This is a genomic window from Gordonia sp. NPDC003422, assembly GCF_053588675.1.
The window spans coordinates 309,202-326,337 of the sequence record NZ_JBSFQL010000002.1; the positions used below are offsets into that span (position 1 = coordinate 309,202).

General features: G+C 66.7%; 15 protein-coding genes. 6 read left to right on the forward strand and 9 right to left on the reverse strand.

What is annotated here, in order from left to right:
• Positions 1–4: 4 nt before the first annotated feature.
• The gene (locus tag ACWDTF_RS03135; protein ID WP_240856604.1) at positions 5–1,213 is read right to left on the reverse strand and encodes a DUF885 domain-containing protein; all 1,209 of its coding nucleotides are present in this window, start codon (positions 1,211–1,213) and stop codon (positions 5–7) included.
• Between the two features lie 95 nt (positions 1,214–1,308).
• Between ACWDTF_RS03135 and coaA the strand changes: the two genes are divergently transcribed.
• Positions 1,309–2,250 carry a type I pantothenate kinase gene (gene coaA, locus ACWDTF_RS03140; RefSeq protein ID WP_240856603.1) on the forward strand — a complete coding sequence of 314 codons (942 nt, stop codon included), beginning with the start codon at positions 1,309–1,311 and terminating at the stop codon, positions 2,248–2,250.
• A 73-nt stretch (positions 2,251–2,323) separates the two neighbouring features.
• Here the strand turns inward: coaA and ACWDTF_RS03145 are convergent, their stop codons facing one another.
• Positions 2,324–3,112 carry an SDR family oxidoreductase gene (locus ACWDTF_RS03145; RefSeq protein WP_240856602.1) on the reverse strand — a complete coding sequence of 263 codons (789 nt, stop codon included), beginning with the start codon at positions 3,110–3,112 and terminating at the stop codon, positions 2,324–2,326.
• Between the two features lie 73 nt (positions 3,113–3,185).
• Between ACWDTF_RS03145 and pdxR the strand changes: the two genes are divergently transcribed.
• Entirely contained in the window at positions 3,186–4,673 is a 1,488-nt protein-coding gene (gene pdxR / locus ACWDTF_RS03150; protein WP_355273836.1) for a MocR-like pyridoxine biosynthesis transcription factor PdxR, read from the forward strand.
• A gap of 23 nt (positions 4,674–4,696) precedes the next feature.
• On the opposite strand, the gene ACWDTF_RS03155 is transcribed toward pdxR, so the two are convergent.
• Positions 4,697–5,821: a nitronate monooxygenase gene (locus tag ACWDTF_RS03155; protein WP_240856600.1), complete on the reverse strand. Its 1,125-nt coding sequence runs from the start codon at positions 5,819–5,821 to the stop codon at positions 4,697–4,699.
• 70 nt (positions 5,822–5,891) lie between these two features.
• Positions 5,892–6,674, reverse strand: a complete 783-nt coding sequence (locus tag ACWDTF_RS03160) for an isoprenyl transferase (RefSeq protein ID WP_240856712.1) — start codon at positions 6,672–6,674, stop codon at positions 5,892–5,894.
• Between the two features lie 75 nt (positions 6,675–6,749).
• Between ACWDTF_RS03160 and trhA the strand changes: the two genes are divergently transcribed.
• Complete coding sequence (gene trhA, locus ACWDTF_RS03165; RefSeq protein WP_355273839.1) at positions 6,750–7,424, forward strand: PAQR family membrane homeostasis protein TrhA; 675 nt, start codon at positions 6,750–6,752, stop codon at positions 7,422–7,424.
• Between the two features lie 102 nt (positions 7,425–7,526).
• Positions 7,527–9,128, forward strand: coding sequence for an alkaline phosphatase D family protein (locus ACWDTF_RS03170; RefSeq protein ID WP_374246471.1), 1,602 nt, complete (start codon positions 7,527–7,529; stop codon positions 9,126–9,128).
• Between the two features lie 211 nt (positions 9,129–9,339).
• Here ACWDTF_RS03170 and ACWDTF_RS03175 read toward each other — a convergent pair whose 3' ends face one another.
• Positions 9,340–10,416: a 3-deoxy-7-phosphoheptulonate synthase gene (locus ACWDTF_RS03175; protein WP_240856598.1), complete on the reverse strand. Its 1,077-nt coding sequence runs from the start codon at positions 10,414–10,416 to the stop codon at positions 9,340–9,342.
• Between the two features lie 237 nt (positions 10,417–10,653).
• Entirely contained in the window at positions 10,654–11,100 is a 447-nt protein-coding gene (locus tag ACWDTF_RS03180) for an Lrp/AsnC family transcriptional regulator (RefSeq protein ID WP_240856597.1), read from the reverse strand.
• 97 nt (positions 11,101–11,197) lie between these two features.
• On the opposite strand from ACWDTF_RS03180, the gene rocD reads away from it, so the two are divergent.
• Entirely contained in the window at positions 11,198–13,261 is a 2,064-nt protein-coding gene (gene rocD, locus ACWDTF_RS03185) for an ornithine--oxo-acid transaminase (protein ID WP_449753939.1), read from the forward strand.
• Between the two features lie 20 nt (positions 13,262–13,281).
• Positions 13,282–13,908: a histidine phosphatase family protein gene (locus tag ACWDTF_RS03190; protein WP_240856596.1), complete on the forward strand. Its 627-nt coding sequence runs from the start codon at positions 13,282–13,284 to the stop codon at positions 13,906–13,908.
• Here ACWDTF_RS03190 and ACWDTF_RS03195 read toward each other — a convergent pair.
• Genes ACWDTF_RS03195 through mca form a run of 3 tightly spaced genes read right to left on the reverse strand, consistent with a single transcriptional unit; the run spans position 13,895 to position 17,104 of the window.
• Positions 13,895–15,931 carry a thioredoxin domain-containing protein gene (locus ACWDTF_RS03195; protein WP_449753940.1) on the reverse strand — a complete coding sequence of 679 codons (2,037 nt, stop codon included), beginning with the start codon at positions 15,929–15,931 and terminating at the stop codon, positions 13,895–13,897. The two genes, ACWDTF_RS03190 and ACWDTF_RS03195, sit on opposite strands and share 14 nt — an antisense overlap.
• A complete protein-coding gene (locus ACWDTF_RS03200) occupies positions 15,906–16,208 on the reverse strand; it encodes a hypothetical protein (protein ID WP_449753941.1) in 303 nt (100 codons plus the stop codon). Before ACWDTF_RS03200 ends, ACWDTF_RS03195 begins: the two co-directional genes overlap by 26 nt.
• Complete coding sequence (mca, locus tag ACWDTF_RS03205; RefSeq protein ID WP_449753942.1) at positions 16,205–17,104, reverse strand: mycothiol conjugate amidase Mca; 900 nt, start codon at positions 17,102–17,104, stop codon at positions 16,205–16,207. Before mca ends, ACWDTF_RS03200 begins: the two co-directional genes overlap by 4 nt.
• Positions 17,105–17,136: the final 32 nt, after the last annotated feature.

The following is a 17,136-nucleotide window of genomic DNA, read 5'->3' on the forward strand; positions in this document are numbered from 1 at the left end:
CAGTCTATTGGGTCAGTTCCGCGCGCAAGGACGCCGGGATCAGGGGTTCGTCGAGGAGCCGGCCGAAACGGGCAGCGCGGTCGCCGGCCGGATCGGCGTCGAGCCATTGGTCGAGCAGCCGATAGCCCTCGACGTAGGTGGAGATGTAGGCACGCCACAGCGGTGAAGTGAGGAACCGCAGCATCTGGCGCGCCCGTTCCTCGGGGGCGAGCAGCCATCGCCGCAGATACGCGACGACGCTGTCGTGGTCGGCGTGCCGATCATGCAGCAGCAGGGCCGCGTCCTGCCGAACCCCGAGCAGGCCGCCCGCTGCCCGCGAAACCCGTTGCGCACGTTCACCGTCGAATCGCAGACCCAGATCGGCGTAGATCTCCTGCGCCCACATCCCCCAGTCCGGACCGACGATGGCTCCGAGAGCGTGGTCGGCGAGGCCCTCGGCCATCAGGCATTGCGGTGTGTTGACCAGGAAGATGCACTGCTCGTTCTGACCGCTCTGCTCGACGAGGAACTGTTCCTTCCGGCAATGCTCGGTGTGGTGGCCGGGATAGGCCTCGTGCGCGATCAGGTGCGGCAGGTTCGACATGTGCTGGGTGAGATCGACATTGATGGCCACCCGGGAGCGATAGTCGCCGAGGTAGTAGTTGAACCCCGACCACGGCTTGTCGGTGACCACCTCGAACTCGACGATCTCGTTGTCCGGCAACGGATATGCATCACGCACCTTCTCCCGCAACGCTCCGCTGAACGCCCGCACGCACTCGTCGACCTTCTCTGGGCCGATCTCGTCGGCCTTGCGATAAGCCGTGTACGCGCCGGTGAGTCGGTCGCCCTCGGCATCGGCGACACCGAGCGCCTCGCCGAGCTCGACGTGTGCGCGACGGTAGGTCTCCTCGTCGCCCATCGCGATGTCGACGTCGAAGTAGGCACGGACCTCGTCGACGAACCCGATCTGCTCGCCCGCGAATGTGCGAGCCGAGCACTCGAGCGCCCGCAGATGAGCACCGACAAAGGCAGCCCGATCGGAGTCGAGGCCGGCGGGCAACTCAGCACGCAGGTCACGTGCGCGCCGTGCCAGCGCCGCAGGCTCGGGCGTCGGCGCACCCGCCACCTCGGCAAGGATCGCGGGGTCGCCGGTGTAGGCGTCGACGAATCCCTCTTCGAGGCGGTCGAAAGCCAGGCCCAAGCGCAGGTAGTCGGCGACCAATGAGGACATGGGAGGCAGGCTACGCGACCGTGAGGTGACACTAATAGGCTGTAGCGCATGACGACCAGGTCCGAGCCCCCCACGGTGACCGGAAGTCGCTTCTGATGGCGCGCCACACCTCCGATCGCGATCCCAGTCTGTATCTGGAACTCGATCGCAAGCAGTGGCGTGACCTGCGGCAATCGATGCCGATGGTGCTCAACGAGTACGAGCTCGCCGAACTCGTCGGCCTCGGTGAACAGATCGACCTCGACGAGGTCGCCGACGTCTATCTACCGCTCTCGCGTCTCATCCACCTACAGATCGCCGCCCGGCAGCGGTTGTTCGCCGCCACGTCGACGTTCCTCGGCGAACGGCAGCACTCCCGGCAGGTCCCCTTCGTGATCGGCATCGCGGGCAGCGTGGCGGTCGGCAAATCGACCACCGCCCGCGTCCTCGCCGCCCTGCTCGCCCGATGGGATTCCCACCCCAAGGTGGACTTGGTGACCACCGACGGCTTCCTGTTGCCGACGTCGGTTCTGGAACGCCGAGGAATCATGCATCGCAAGGGTTTTCCAGAATCCTACGATCGGCGTGCACTGCTGCGGTTCGTCACCGAGGTGAAGTCCGGCGCACGCGAGGTGACCGCTCCCGTCTATTCCCACATCGCCTACGACATCGTGCCCGACGTCTACCACTACGTGCGCCAGCCCGACATCCTGATCCTGGAGGGACTCAACGTCTTACAGACCGGTCCCACGCTGATGGTGTCGGACCTGTTCGACTTCTCCATCTACGTCGACGCCAAGATGGACGACATCGAACAGTGGTACGTGTCGAGATTCCTGAAGATGCGAACCACGTCGTTCGCCGATCCCAACTCACATTTCCACGCCTACGCGTCCCTCACCGACGACCAGGCGACGGCGGCCGCACGCGATCTCTGGCTTTCCATCAACCGCCCCAATCTGATCGAGAACATCCTCCCGACCCGACCCCGGGCATCCCTGGTGCTGCGCAAGGACGTCGATCATTCGATCAATCGGGTGCGGCTGCGGAAGCTGTGACCCGCGCCGGTCCGGCGAACGCTCGTCGAGCCCGGCGGAATCCACATCCGGGTCGCCGGCCGCGTGGCGGTGCTCATCGCCGGTTCTCCACGGTCGCGGCAGGACCGGATCTTTCGGCCAGCCAGTCGTCGAGGCCGGTCGGTGTCACGATGTCCGGCGCGGACGGCACCAGCCCACCGTCCCGGATGGCGGCACCACCGAAGCGGATCCCGACCACCCACTTGGGTGACCCCTTCTGTCGCGCAATGGCTTTCGCGACATCGACCAGGTCGAGAACCTGCGGACCGGCCACCTCGATTACGCCATCGGCGGGCTTGTGCTGCGCTGCCGCGACGACGTCGGCGAGTACCGACGCGACATCGGCGGCGGCGGCCGGCCGAGCGCGCATGTGCGGCACCGCAGCGATCGGCCCGAGCCGCATCATGCCCAGCAACTGTTCGGCGAGTTCGTACCATTGCACCGATTTCACGATGGTCAGGTTCTCGGGCGCCACGACGCTGGCGTAGGCCTCCTCCTGCGCGGCTTTCCCCTGGTAGTAACCGAACTTGCGATTCACCGCCGGGTCGGACGCGTTGACGATCGACAGGCACACAACGGGCGCTCCCGCTGCCGCTGCTGCGCGACCCACGTTGCCCGCAGCGGTCGTGAAGAAGTCGACAGCCTCTTTCGCCTTCATGGTCGTGACGTTGAGGCAGTCCACCACCACGTCTGCTCCCGCAATCGCCGCGTCCAATCCTTCTCCGCGATAGGCATCCACGCCAGATGCCCGCGACGCCGACACCACGTCGACACCGTTGTCGCTCAATCGTTGCGTGAGCGCCGAGCCGAGCGTGCCCGTCGCCCCGAACACAACTGCCTTCATCTCATCTCCGTTCGTGGTGGTTCGACAACGTCCACAGTAGGGCAGAATTGCACCAGAAAGGTGGTGCAATTCGATGGCAGATATGCGGGTCAATTCTGAGAACTCTCCCGACACCGATCCGTGGGATTCGGTCGCGCGTCGCCTGGGAACCGACCTGTACCTCGACCTTCAGCCCGACCCGGACGGGAATCCTCGCGGCCGCGGCTCGCAGCGACGGCACACGCTGGCCGCAGCACTGCGCCACGCTATCTCGACCGGGCAGTTACCACCCGGTTCCCTGCTGCCGCCCTACCGATCCCTGGCCGCGGACCTGGGGTTGGCCCGCAACACCGTGTCCGCCGTGTACACCGAACTCATCGCCGAGGGATGGCTCACCGCCCGTCGAGGGTCGGGCACACGAGTGGCATCCGGCGTTGTCGCAGAGGGACTTCCGGGCGTAGAGCCACGAGCGCCGCAAGCGCAGGCCATGGCCCAGGTACGCCACGACTTCTCGATGGGCCAACCCAACGCCGGGCTGTTTCCGCGTGCCGACTGGATCAACGCGACCCGACACGCCCTGACCAGAGCGCCCGACAGCGCCTTCGCACCGTCTCATCCCGGCGGACGACCCGAACTGCGGGAAGCGCTGCGCACGTATCTCGCTCGCGCTCGCGGGGTCCGCACAACAGCGGAGTCGATCGTGTTGATGACCGCCGTCCAGGCATCGCTGGAACTGTTGGCGCGCACCGTACTCGGACCACGTGTGGCCGTGGAGGCCTATGGACTTCCGTTCCACCGTGACGCACTGGTGCGTGGGGGTGCCGACATCGTCCCGATCAGGATCGACGACAACGGACTGCTGGTCGACGATGTGGAGCGCGCGGCCCCCACCGCCGTTCTGGTGACGCCGAGCCATCAATACCCGACCGGGGTCGCCCTGCACCCCGAACGCCGAATGCGGTTGGTGGAGTGGGCGCGACGCACCGGTGCACTGATCGTCGAAGACGACTACGACGGCGAACTCCGGTACGACCGTGACCCGGTCGGCGCCCTACAGGGCCTGGCTCCTGACGTCGTCATCTACACCGGGTCGGTCTCCAAGAGCCTCTCGCCCGCGGTGCGAGCCGGGTGGCTGGTCCTGCCGTCGCACCTGATCGATCCGGTGACCACGGCCAAGGGCGCCCGCGAGCCCGACGCGAGCATCGTCGATCAACTCGTGCTCGCCGAGATGATCACGTCGGGAACCTACGATCGCCACATCCGACGAAGCCGACAGGTTTATCGACGACGACGCGACCAGCTGACCGATCGACTGGCGTCCATCGGCATCGAGATCCCGGGTATCGCAGCAGGATTGCACGTCCTCATTCCGGTGCCGCGGGATGACGAGCCCACCGTGGTTGCGCGGGCACACGCCGACGGCATCGCCGTGTTCGGACTCGACCTGTTTCGCCACGCCGACGCGGAGCCGCTACCACAGGGCGGCATCGCCGTGGGCTTCGGCACCCCCGCGGCATCGGCCTTCGACGCCGGCCTCGATGCGTTGACGCGCCTGATCCGACCAGTCCCAGCCAGTCCCTGAGCTGAGGTTCGAGGGCCCCTCGCTCACACCGAACTGGCGAGCGTCTCCAAAGCGCTTGTCGCGTCGATGTATTCCTGCACCCACCGCTCGATGACCGCCGCCGTCCGCTCCACCTTCTGGAACTGTCCGACGACCTGGCCGACCGGGTTGAAGGCGACGTCGATGCTCTCGTCCGGGTACTTGTGCGTGGCGGCCACCGCCATGCCGGAGACCATGTACTGCAACGGCATTCCGAGCGGATCCGGATTCTCCGGGTTCTCCCAGGCCTCGGTCCAGTCGTTGCGAAGCATTCGGCACGGCTTGCCGGTGAACGACCGACTGCGCACGGTGTCGCGACTGCCGGCGTTGATGTAGGCCGCCTGCTGGACCGGCGTGTTCTCGGCCTCTTCGACCATCAGCCACTGCGATCCGCTCCACGCGCCCTGCGCACCGAGGGCAAGCGCCGCGGCGATCTGCTGACCACTGCCGATCCCACCGGCGGCCAGAACCGGCACGGGCGCAACCTCTTTGACCACCTGCGGCCACAGCACGATCGACCCGACCTCTCCGCAGTGGCCACCACCCTCGCCGCCCTGCGCGATGATGATGTCCACCCCGGCGTCGGCGTGCTTACGCGCCTGCTTCGGCGAGCCGCACAGCGCGGCCACCTTGCGTCCGGCGTCGTGGATCTTGCCGATCATGTCCACCGGAGGCGTGCCGAGCGCGTTGGCGATCAGACTCACCTTGGGATGCTGCAGCGCGATCTCCACCTGCGGGGTCGCGGTGGCCTCGGTCCAGCCGAGCAACTGCAGCGAGTTGTCGTTGTCCTCGTCGAGTGGAACACCGTGGTCGCGCAACAACTTTCGACCGAAGTCGAGCGTCTGCTCCGGCACCATCGACTGGAGCATCGTGGTGAGATCGTCGGCCGACATCTCGGCGTCCATGCCCTCGTATTTGTTGGGGATGACGATGTCGACGCCGTAGGGATGGTCGCCGATGTGCTCGTCGATCCAGTTGAGTTCGATCTCGAGTTGTTCCGGCGTGAAACCGACAGCCCCCAGGACGCCGAATCCGCCTGCCTTGCTGACCGCGACCACCACGTCTCGGCAATGGGTAAATGCGAAGATCGGGAACTCGATTCCGAGTTCGTCGCAGATCTGGGTGTGCATGAACGGACTCCTTCGACGCGGCGCAAATTAGAACGTGTTCTAATTTAGCACTGGTGTCTGGCGCCCGACACTATTTGCCGAAGCGACGGTTCCGTGCGGAGAAGTCGCGCAGGGCTCGCAAGAAGTCGACCCGACGGAACTCCGGCCAGTACGCGTCGGTGAACCAGATCTCCGAATAGGCGCTCTGCCACAGCAGAAAGCCCGACAGCCGCTGCTCACCAGAGGTCCGGATCACCAGATCCGGATCCGGCTGCCCCTTGGTGTAGAGGTTCGCGTCGATAGCCTCCACGGTGACCGCGTCGATCATCTCGGCCGGCGAGGCGCCCTGCTCGAGCCGTTCCTCGAGGAGCGCACGCACCGCGTCGACGATCTCCTGCCGGCCCCCGTACCCGACCGCGACATTGACATTCATGCCGTCACGTCCGGCAGTCCGATCCGACGCCGCGCGCAGACGGTCGGCCACCGGCGCGGGCAACTGATCCAGGGTGCCGACGATGCGGACCCGCCACTGGCCGTCCGGGGCGGAGATCTCGTCGACGATGTCGGGCACGATCTCCATCAGTGCGTCGAGTTCCTCGGATGCTCGACTCAGATTCTCGGTGGACAAGAGATAGATGGTGACTGCTCCGATGCCGAGGTCCGCGCACCATCCGAGCATGTCGGCGATGCGCTGCGCACCCACCCGATGGCCGTGGCTGACGTCCTCGAAACCCGCCTCCCGGGCCCACCGACGGTTTCCGTCGCAGATGATCGCCACATGATGAGGGATGCGCGTCCCATCCATCAACTGGATCAGCCGGCGTTCATAGACGCTGAGCACCGGGCGCCGCAACCGGTCCGGCAGCAGCTTCATCGTCGGGTCCTCGGTGTCACGTGGCACACCTTACGCGCCTCGATCTCGCCAGTAACTTACGCTACCGTAGGTTGCGTGAGCACCATCATCCCACCGTTGCCGTCGATCCCCGACCGGCCCCGACTCCGAGGCGTGATCCATCACTACTCGGCCTACGTCGCCGCGGTCGCGGGCATCGCCGTCGTCATCGGTGCCGCCATGGCGCGCGGTGCGGTCGCGGCTGCGGCCTGCGCGGTGTACGCGATCACGGTGTTCGGCGTGTTCGCGGTGAGTGCGTCCTATCACCGCATCCCGTGGAAGACCGTGCGCGCGCAAATCCGCATGAAACGCGCCGATCACTCGATGATCTTCCTGTTCATCGCGGGTACCTACACACCCTTCTGCGCGATGGGCCTGCCGTCCCCCGCACGCTGGTGGGTTCTGGGCATCGTGTGGACGGGTGCCGTTGCCGGGGTGGTGCTCAAACTGCTCTGGCCGTCGTCGCCGCGCTGGCTGGGAGTGACGCTCTACATCCTGCTCGGATGGGTGATCATCGCCGTCGCACCGGCGCTGATCGCGCAGTGTGGTGTCGCGATCATCGTCCTGCTGGCAGTAGGCGGGGCGCTCTACAGCATCGGCGGCATCCTCTACGCCCTCCGCTGGCCCAACCCGTGGCCCTCGACCTTCGGCCATCACGAGGTGTTCCACGTCTGCACGGCAGTCGCCGCACTACTGCACTACATCGCCGTCTGGCTGGTTATTCTCGCCTGAACGATCATCCGCGGACGGAATCACTGCCCGGTTCACCTCGTTCTCACCGACGCGTCCATCTGAGGTCAATGTCTGGACAGGCTGGCCTGCTGTTCTGTGCGCGTGGCCGGACCTCCGCTTCGCGACGCGCACATCGACGGACTGACGCGCCGACGGTTCCTCAACTGGTCGGCCCTCGCCGTCGGCCTCGCGTTCAGCTCGAGTCTGTGTTCGGCCGAAGCGGACTCCATGCGACCCCCTCCCGGACCCGACGATGCGCTGTTCACCCTGGGTGTTGCGTCCGGCGACCCGCTGCCGGACGGGGTCGTGCTGTGGACGCGTCTTGCCGTCGACCCGATGGCTCGCGGCGGCGGCATGTGCGGTGTACCGGTGAACGTCGACTGGGAGGTCGCCACCGACGAGACGATGCGTCGAGTCATTCGGCGCGGCACCACGATTGCAACAGCCGACGGTGGCCACTCCGTGCACATCGATCTGCGTGGGCTCCAACCCTCGACCGAGTACTTCTACCGGTTCCGGGCGTTGGGCGACATCTCGGTGATCGGACGCACTCGCACGGCTCCTGCGGCCAGCGCGCAGCCCCGTCTTCTCACGGTGGCCGTCGCGTCCTGCCAGAACTGGGGTGAGGGCTACTTCGTCGCCTACCGAGACCTCGCCGCGCACGCTCCGGACGTGGTCTTCCACCTTGGTGACTACATATACGAGACGCCACCACCGGCCCGCGGACCGCGTCGTGGTGATCCACGCCCACGCTCGGCGTTTCGCGCCGCGACGTCGATCGACGACTACCGAGATCGTTACGCGCTGTACCGCGCCGACGCCGATCTGCAGGAGGCCCACCGGGTTTCGCCGTTCATCATGGGATTCGACGACCACGAGGTGGCCGACAACTGGGCGGGCGACGTCCCAGCCGACGGAACAGCGATGCGCGACTTCGTGATTCGGCGGGCGGCCGGATTGCGCGCATGGTGGGAGAACACCCCGACGCGCATCTCGGCCCGCCGGCCCGGTGTCGACATGCGCGCCTACCGCCGCTTCACCTTTGGCGATCTCGCGCAGTTCCATCTGCTCGACACCCGCAGCCATCGCAGCGACCAGGTCAACGGCGATCGCGACACGGCACAGGACGCTCGCACCGCCGACCCGACACGCACCATGCTCGGTTCCGCACAGGAACAGTGGCTGCTCGACGGTCTCGCGCAACCTCGGCGCCGATGGAACGTGATCGCACAACAACTTCCGATGGCAGACCTAGCCCGGCTCGATGGCACCACGCGCGCAGTCAGCATGGACGGCTGGAGCGGATACGAACCCGCCCGGACGCGCATCCTCGACGGCGCGCACCGACGCGACGTCACCGGTCTCGTGTCGCTGGCCGGCGACATCCATCGCAACGTCGTCGCCGATCTGCGGTCCGACTATCGCACCGAGTCACCGGTCGTCGGTGTCGAGCTCGCGGGCACGTCTATCTCGTCGGGCGGCGACGGCGAGGACAGCGACGACAATGATCGGCGCCTCAAGGCGGCCTCACCACATGTTCGGTTCGGCAACGCACAGCGCGGCTACCTGCTGAACCGAGTCCGGCCCGACCGCTGGGAATGCGAGATGCGCGTGACCGACACCGTCGCCGATCCGGGTGCACGTCTGTATCGTCGCGCGCTCATCACCATTCCGACGCGCAGGTCCGACGTCGACGTGGTCTGAGTTCTTCGGAGGCCACCCTCCCGCCGGGCTGCGAGCCCACCGTCGCTGGCTGAGCCTGCGAGCCCCGAAGCCCCTCCCTCCGCTGCCTGAGCGAGGAGCGCTGGCGACGAGCCTCGAGCACCTCAGGGAGCGGAGATGGGCCGGCGTGGGTTGCTGGGGCGCACCCCTCAAGGTGCTTCCACGGATCCCAGACTCAGGTAGCGGATGGAGCTCAGACCCGCGCGAACGCCGCCAGCACGTCGGCGCTGGCCTCCCAGCCCATGCACTTGTCGGTGACCGACTGGCCGTAGGTGAGCGGCCGCGCGTCCGGCGACTGTGCACCCGGCTCCAGGAAGCTCTCCAGCATCACGCCGCTGATCTGCGACCCCAACCCCTGCTCCCGCCTGGCGCGGACCGACGCGGCGATCTCGGTCGCCACCTCCGCCTGACGGACATGGTCTTTGCCCGAATTGGCATGGCTGCAGTCGATCATCACGCGTGCGGGCAGTCCCGCCTTCTCCAGTGCTGTGGTTGCCGTGGCGATGGAGTCGGTGTCGAAGTTCGGTCCACCGGTGCCGCCGCGCAGGATGATGTGGCAGTCCTCGTTGCCTGCGGTCTCCACCACCGCACCGTTGCCGAAGTCGTCGACGCCGAAGAAGACATGCTGTGCCGCAGCGGCTTTCACACCGTCGATGGCGACCTGGACGTTGCCGTCGGTGCCGTTCTTGAAGCCGATGGGCATCGACAGCCCGGATGCGAGCTGACGGTGCACCTGCGACTCGGTGGTCCGGGCGCCGATCGCGCCCCAGGCCACCGCGTCGGCGATGTACTGCGGGCTGGTGGGCTCGAGGAATTCGCAGCCGACGGGCAACCCGAGATCGATGATGTCGAGCAGCAACGATCGTGCCGTGCGCAGCCCGCGCTCCACGTCGAACGACCCGTCCATGCCGGGGTCGTTGATGAGACCCTTCCAGCCGACGGTGGTGCGCGGCTTCTCGAAGTACACGCGCATCACGATCTTGAGGCGGTCGGCGTAGGCGTCGGCGAGTGGGGCAAGCCGGCGTGCGTAGTCGATGGCGGCGATCGGATCGTGCACCGAGCACGGTCCGACGACGACGAGCAGTCGGTCGTCGCGGCCGGCGAGAATGTCGGCGATCTCGTCGCGGTCGCGCTGGACCGCGATCGCCCGCCGCGCGGTCAGCGGCAGTTCGGTGCGGATGGTGTCCGGTGAAGGAATCGGCCGGAATGCGGTGATGCGCCGGTCGGAAGTCGATTCGCCGACCGGGGTGAGTTCCGGGAGTGTGGTCACTTCGATGTGCCTTTCATGGTCATGCCCTGCGATTTCTGCGGGGCACGCCCAGATGTGGCCGGAACCCCTGAAATGACAAAAGCAGCGACCTCTCGGTCACTGCTCGGGGCTCCGGTGTTGTGTGCGTGCAGCAATCAGCGCTTCATCGCAGGCTCGACCGGAGCCTCGATAAAGAAGCGCCAATAGGCGCGCACGTTGCTGATCACGGCGACCACGCTAGCACACCGAACACCACCCCTACGGATGCCCTCGTTCGAGTAACTGACTCAGGACGATGATCGACTCGGTCCGATCGACCGGACTGGCCTGCCGGATGCGCTCCAACGCTTGCTCGAGGTGGTGGACGTCGCGCGCCATGATGCGCAGGATCGCGTCGGCCGTGCCGGTGATGGTCGCGGCACTCACCACCTCATGGATCGGCTCCCAGGCCGCGCGCAGGTCATCGGGCGAGATGTTCCCGCGACAGAACACCTGCACGTAGGCCTCGGTTGTCCACTGCATCGCCGCTGGATCGATCACCGTGGTGAAGCCTTTGATGACGCCGTCGTCGAGGAGTCGGTCCACCCGTCGCTTCACCGCGGGGGCCGACAAGCCGACCTCGGCACCCACCTCCGCGTAGGTCGCCCGCGCGTCCCGCGCGAGGCAAGCGAGCACCTTGTCGTCCAAATCATCGAGCGCACGCAATGTATCGATCCTCTACACTGTTGGTTCGGCTATTCGTTAAACATGAGAGCAATCTATGGCGATTGATTGCGTCAGCACCCGACGATACCCTCGAAAAATGACGTTGACGACCCCTTCCTTCGCCGCGCCGTTCGTACGAGCCCACCGCACCCGCACCTATGCGATGACCCCGCCCGCACACTTCGAGGTCAGTTACGCGATCAACCCGTGGATGGATCCCAGCGTTCCGGTCGACGCCCAGCGCGCGCTCGCGCAGTGGCAGACGTTGCTCGACACCTACCAAGCCCTGGGCCACACCGTGCATCTGGTCGAGCCGCAACCCGGCCTGCCGGACATGGTCTACGCCGCCAACGGCGGTCTCGTCATCGACGGCAAGGCGATCGCCGCACGCTTCGCCTTCCCTGAACGTGCAGCCGAAGGCGACCACTACGCCGACTGGTTCCACACCGCCGGATTCGGCCCGGTCCACCGCACCGACGGCATCCAGGAGGGCGAGGGCGACTTCCTCGTCGTCGGCGACCGTATCCTCGCCGGCACCGGGTTCCGCACGCACCGCGACACCCACGCCGAGGTCGCCGCGGTCACCGGGCTGCCCGTGATCACCCTCGACCTCGTCGATCCGCGGTTCTATCACCTCGACACCGCACTCGGGGTGCTCGACGAGAACACCATCGCCTACTACCCCGGCGCCTTCTCCGACGCGTCGCGCGCCCTGCTCGACGAACTCTTCCCGGACGCGATCATCGCGACCGCAGCCGACGCCGAGGTCCTCGGGCTCAACCTCGTCTCCGACGGCAAGCACGTGATCATGACCGATCGGGCACCGCATCTGGAATCGCAACTGCGTCAAGCCGGTTACGAACCGATCACTCTCGACCTTTCCGAGTTGCTCAAGGGTGGCGGCGGGGTCAAATGCTGCACACTGGAATTGAGAGCCATGAAAGAGACCACCGCCCCCAAACCCCACTCCCCCGAACCCCACGGCGCCGAACCGCACGTGGCGCACAACTATTCGCCGCTGCCCGTCACCGCGGCGACGGCCGAAGGTGCGTGGATCACCGACGTCGACGGACGCCGCTACCTCGACTGCCTCGGTGCGTACTCGGCAGTCAATTTCGGACACCGTCATCCCCGGATCGTCGCGTCTGCCATCGACCAACTCAGCCGCGTGACACTCACCAGCCGCGCCTTCATGTCCGACCAACTCGAGCCGTTCTGCGCCGCCCTCGCCGACCTCTGCGGCAAAGAGATGGTGCTGCCGATGAACACCGGTGCGGAGGCGGTGGAATCCGCGATCAAGGTGGCCCGCAAGTGGGGTTACGACGTCAAGGGCGTCGCCGACGGTCGTGCGCAGATCATCGTCGCGGGCGGCAACTTCCACGGTCGCACCACCACCATCATCAGCTTCAGCGACGACGAGGAGGCGCGCGCCGGATTCGGTCCCTACACACCAGGATTCGTGCGGGTGCCGTTCGGTGACGTGGAGTCACTGGCGGCCGCGATCACCGACGACACGGTCGCCGTGCTCGTCGAACCGATCCAGGGCGAGGCCGGCATCATCGTGCCGCCCGCCGACTACCTGCCCCGCGTGCGCGCCCTGTGCACCGACCGCAACGTCTTGATGATCGCCGACGAGATCCAGTCCGGACTCGGACGCACCGGCACCACCTTCGCGTGCGAGCACTGGGGTGTGGTCCCCGACGTCTACACCCTCGGCAAGGCTCTCGGCGGCGGCGTGCTGCCGGTGTCGGCCGTGGTCGCCGACCGCGACATCCTCGGCGTCCTGCACCCGGGCCAGCACGGTTCGACGTTCGGCGGCAACCCGCTCGCCGCCGCGGTCGGTCACACCGTGGTCGACATGCTCGCCGATGGCAGCTGGCAGGCCCGCGCCGCCGAACTCGGCGACCACATGCACACTCGGCTTCGCGCGTTCATCGGCCACGGGGTGATTACCGTCCGCGGACTCGGTCTGTGGGCCGGGATCGACATCGACCCGGAGTTGGGCAGCGGCAAGCAGTTCTGCCTCAACCTGGCGCAACGCGGTGTGCTCGCCAAGGACACCCACGGCTCGACGCTGCGTCTGGCACCGCCGTTGGTCATCACCCACGAAGAGATCGACTGGATGGCCGATCGTTTCGGCGAGGTACTGAGCCGCCGCTGAACCGGGACTACGCTGACGAAATGACCGCGTCCACACGTACCCACCGTCGCGTCCTGCTGATCCGGCACGGCCAGACCGAATGGTCACTGAGCGACCGCCACACCGGACGGACCGACATCGCGCTCACGGCGAAGGGCGAACATGATGCCGCGGCGCTGCAGGGTGTCACCGACCGGCTCGGGATGTTCGATCCCTACGTCATCGTCTCGCCACGACGACGTGCGCAGCGCACCGCGGAACTCGCGGGTCTGGTGGCCGACGAGGTGTCCGATCTGGTGGCCGAGTGGGACTACGGAGACTACGAGGGGCTGACGCGCGTCCAGATCCACGCCGACCACGATCCCGGCTGGGCGATCTGGACAAGTGGTGCGCCACAAGGTGAATCGGTGCAACAGATGACGCAGCGTGTCGACGAGGCCGTGCGGGTGGTCGACGCGCGGCTCGAGACCTCCGATGTGGTGATCGTGTCGCACGGACACCTCTCGCGATCGTTCATCTGCCGCTTCCTGGGTTGGCCGATCGCCCAGGGCGCCAACATCGATCTTCGGCCGGCCGGCACGGCGATGCTGGCCGACGTCGCCGGGGACCGACGCATGACACACCTCGTCGGACCCGAGGGCGCGAGCCTCTCGACTACCGCCCTCTGATCACGTTCTCCGTCAACGCTTCCGGTTCGGTCAGCGGCAGTCCGCACACCTGCCCACGGCACACGTAAGCCGCGTCGCGGCCGTCGACCGGTCCGCGATCCTGCAGTAGCGTCTGCGAATCACGCTGTCCGGCAACGATCACCGCACCACCGGGAGCAATCTCACGGGCTCGTCGCGTCATCCGCCCGTCCGAGTCGTGCACCTGCGCGACCGCGATCTGGATCGGACCGGCGACCCGCGCCTGTGCCACGGCGAGCCAATGTCCGGCCGACCGGGGCAGTTTCGCGAGCAAGATGGCGCCCCGCGACAGCGTGTGCTCGAGCAACTCGGCGTAACGACCGGCATCGCCGGCGTCGGCCAGCGGCACTGCGATCTGCAACGCCTCCGCCATCAGCGACGCACCCGACGGCGTGGCGCCGTCGACCGGATCGCGCGGCCGAGTGATCAGCCCCTCCCCCGCCGCGTCGAACCAGGAACCGGGCTCCGCCGGATCGGCAAAGACGTCGACCGCTCGGTCCAGAATGGTCAGACCGGTTGTGCGCCAACGCTGATCGCCCGTCACCGTGAACAGGGTCAGCAGCGCGGTGGCCAATGCGGCATGGTCGTCGAGACCACCCGACGGCACCCCGACCACCCCTCCGAGCGACGACCGACGGACGGCGCCGTCGACCACATGGGTCGCGACAATCTGTTCCGCACACCAGACGGCATGGTCGATCCACTGCCGTTCGCCGAGCCCGGCACCGGCCTCGGCGAGAGCCGTGATCGCCATCGCGTTCCAGGCGGTGACCACCTTGTCGTCGCGCGCCGGCTGCGTGCGAGCCGCGCGGGCCACCCGAAGCCGTTGACGGACAGAATCGAACCTGTCGAGGTCGTCGGGTTCGGACGGCAGCTGCAGCGTCGAGGTCCCGTGTTCGAAGGTGCCGGCTTCGGTGACCACGAAAAGCTCTGCGGCCCAGCGTCCATCGTCCTCGCCGAGGACTTCGACGAGCTGGCTGGGCGTCCACACATACGTCGAACCCTCCACCCCAGCGGTATCGGCGTCCAGCGACGACGCGAAGCCGCCACCGACACGCAGGTCCTGGTCCAAGAAGTCGACGATCTCAGCGGTCACTCGCCGCATGAACGGGTCACTTGTGCGACGCGCGAGATGTGCATAGGCACGCAGCAACTGCGCGTTGTCGTACAGCATCTTCTCGAAATGCGGTATCACCCAGTCCTTGTCGACAGCGTATCGGGCGAATCCACCGGCGATCTGGTCGTAGATACCTCCGCGAGCCATCGCGGCACAGGTCCGGACCGCCGCGTCGATGGCCACCGAATCTCCGGTGTGCTCGCTGTGCCGGATCAGCCCCTCGAGCAACGCCGACGGCGGAAACTTCGGCGCACCGCCGAAACCGCCTGCCGCACGGTCCTCGTCGTCGAGCACCGCGGTCACGGCATGCGCCAGCAGCCGCTCATCTATCGGCAGTGTTCCCGGCGGCAGCGCTCCTGCGTTGGCCTCGACGTGCTCGCGCACCTTGTCGGCCATCGCGTCGATCTCGGCGCGCCGATCCGTCCAGGCCTCGGTGACCGCGGCCATCACCTGACGGAACGACGGCATACCCGACCGCGGCACCGAAGGGAAATACGTCCCGGCGTAGAAGGGTTCGCCGGCCGGCGTCAGGAAGCACGTCATCGGCCAGCCGCCCTGACCGGTCATCGCGACGGTAGCGCTCATGTAGATGGCGTCGATGTCGGGGCGTTCCTCGCGGTCGACCTTGACACACACGAAGTCGGCGTTCATCTGGGTTGCGGTGGCGTCGTCCTCGAAGGACTCATGCGCCATCACGTGACACCAGTGGCATGCCGCGTATCCGACCGACAACAGGATCGGGACGTCGCGCCGACGGGCTTCGTCGAGCGCGGCGTCGTCCCACTCGAACCAGTGGACAGGGTTGTTCGCGTGCTGACGGAGGTACGGACTCGACGACGCGCTCAGCCGGTTGCGCGCGCCGTCAGGTGTCGGCGGATTTCCGTTCATCGGCAGCCGCAGCGGTGTCGGAATGGGTTTCGACGTCCGTCACGACTGCCGAACGCGTGTCCGTCCCCTCGTCGAAGGCCTGGTCGGCCTCGGGATGTTCGGTGTCGAAGGTCTTCGGCAGCTTCTTGAGTTGCTTGTTCATCGACCAGATCAGGAAAGCGGTGGCGATGAGCAGCACGAGGATGATCAGGAGTCCGAGCGGGGACGCCTTGCCGAACTCGGGACCTTGCGGCTCTTGCTGCGCTGCAAGCACAGTCACCGTCGTCATCACACTCATGCCGTCTCGATTCCGGTGAAGAGGTCTGTCTCGGGGATCGAGGTCTTCACTCTGGTCTGCGCGAGTTCGAACTCCTCGGTCGGCCACAGCCGTTGCTGCCACTCCAGTGGCACGGCGAAGAACACACCGTTGGGGTCGATCTGTGTCGCGTGCGCACGCAGGGCGTCGTCGCGCTGCGGGAAGTACTTGCCGCATTCCACTTGGGTGGTGACCCGGCCCATGAGGTCACCGCGACGCCGATCCCATTTGCTGAGCCACTCCGTGAACGGGCTCTCCTGGCCGTGCCGCTCGAACTCGTCGGAGAACAACACCATCCGGTCGCGGATGAATCCGTGTGTGTAGTACAGCTTCGAGACCGTCCATGGCGCACCGCTACCCGGGAACGCGTCGGGGTCCCCGGATTGCTCGTACGCCGCGACCGACACCTCGTGACATCGGATGTGGTCGGGGTGCGGATAGCCGCCGTGCTCGTCGTAGGTGATCATGACGTGCGGGCGGAATTCGCGGACCACACGGACGAGCGCCTCGGTGCCGACCTCGAGTGGAATGGCCGCGAACGACCCTTCCGGCACGGGCGGGGGCGGATCGCCCTCGGGCAGGCCCGAGTCGACGAAACCGAGCCATGTCTGTTCGACGCCGAGCGCCGCAGCGGCCTTCGCCATCTCCTCGCGGCGGACCTCGGTCATCCGTTCCTTGATGCCCGGACGATCCATCGCCGGATTGAGGATGTCGCCGCGTTCGCCGCCGGTGAGTGTGACAACCAACACCTCGTTGCCTTCGGCCGCATACCGCGCCGTCGTCGCCGCACCCTTGCTGGACTCGTCGTCCGGGTGCGCATGGACCGCCATCAGACGGAACGCCCCGGCGCCGGGGCCGCCTGGCTGGGATTCGGTCACGGTTCCTCACCTTCGGGTCGCTACTCCACCCA

Coding starts and splice junctions, on each gene's coding strand:
- ACWDTF_RS03135 (WP_240856604.1), bottom strand. CDS start 1,213: ATGTCCTCATTGGTCGCCGACTACCTGCGCTTGGGCCTGGCTTTCGAC.
- coaA (WP_240856603.1), top strand. CDS start 1,309: ATGGCGCGCCACACCTCCGATCGCGATCCCAGTCTGTATCTGGAACTC.
- ACWDTF_RS03145 (WP_240856602.1), bottom strand. CDS start 3,112: ATGAAGGCAGTTGTGTTCGGGGCGACGGGCACGCTCGGCTCGGCGCTC.
- pdxR (WP_355273836.1), top strand. CDS start 3,186: ATGGCAGATATGCGGGTCAATTCTGAGAACTCTCCCGACACCGATCCG.
- ACWDTF_RS03155 (WP_240856600.1), bottom strand. CDS start 5,821: ATGCACACCCAGATCTGCGACGAACTCGGAATCGAGTTCCCGATCTTC.
- ACWDTF_RS03160 (WP_240856712.1), bottom strand. CDS start 6,674: ATGAAGCTGCTGCCGGACCGGTTGCGGCGCCCGGTGCTCAGCGTCTAT.
- rocD (WP_449753939.1), top strand. CDS start 11,198: ATGACGTTGACGACCCCTTCCTTCGCCGCGCCGTTCGTACGAGCCCAC.
- ACWDTF_RS03190 (WP_240856596.1), top strand. CDS start 13,282: ATGACCGCGTCCACACGTACCCACCGTCGCGTCCTGCTGATCCGGCAC.
- ACWDTF_RS03195 (WP_449753940.1), bottom strand. CDS start 15,931: ATGAACGGAAATCCGCCGACACCTGACGGCGCGCGCAACCGGCTGAGC.
- ACWDTF_RS03200 (WP_449753941.1), bottom strand. CDS start 16,208: ATGAGTGTGATGACGACGGTGACTGTGCTTGCAGCGCAGCAAGAGCCG.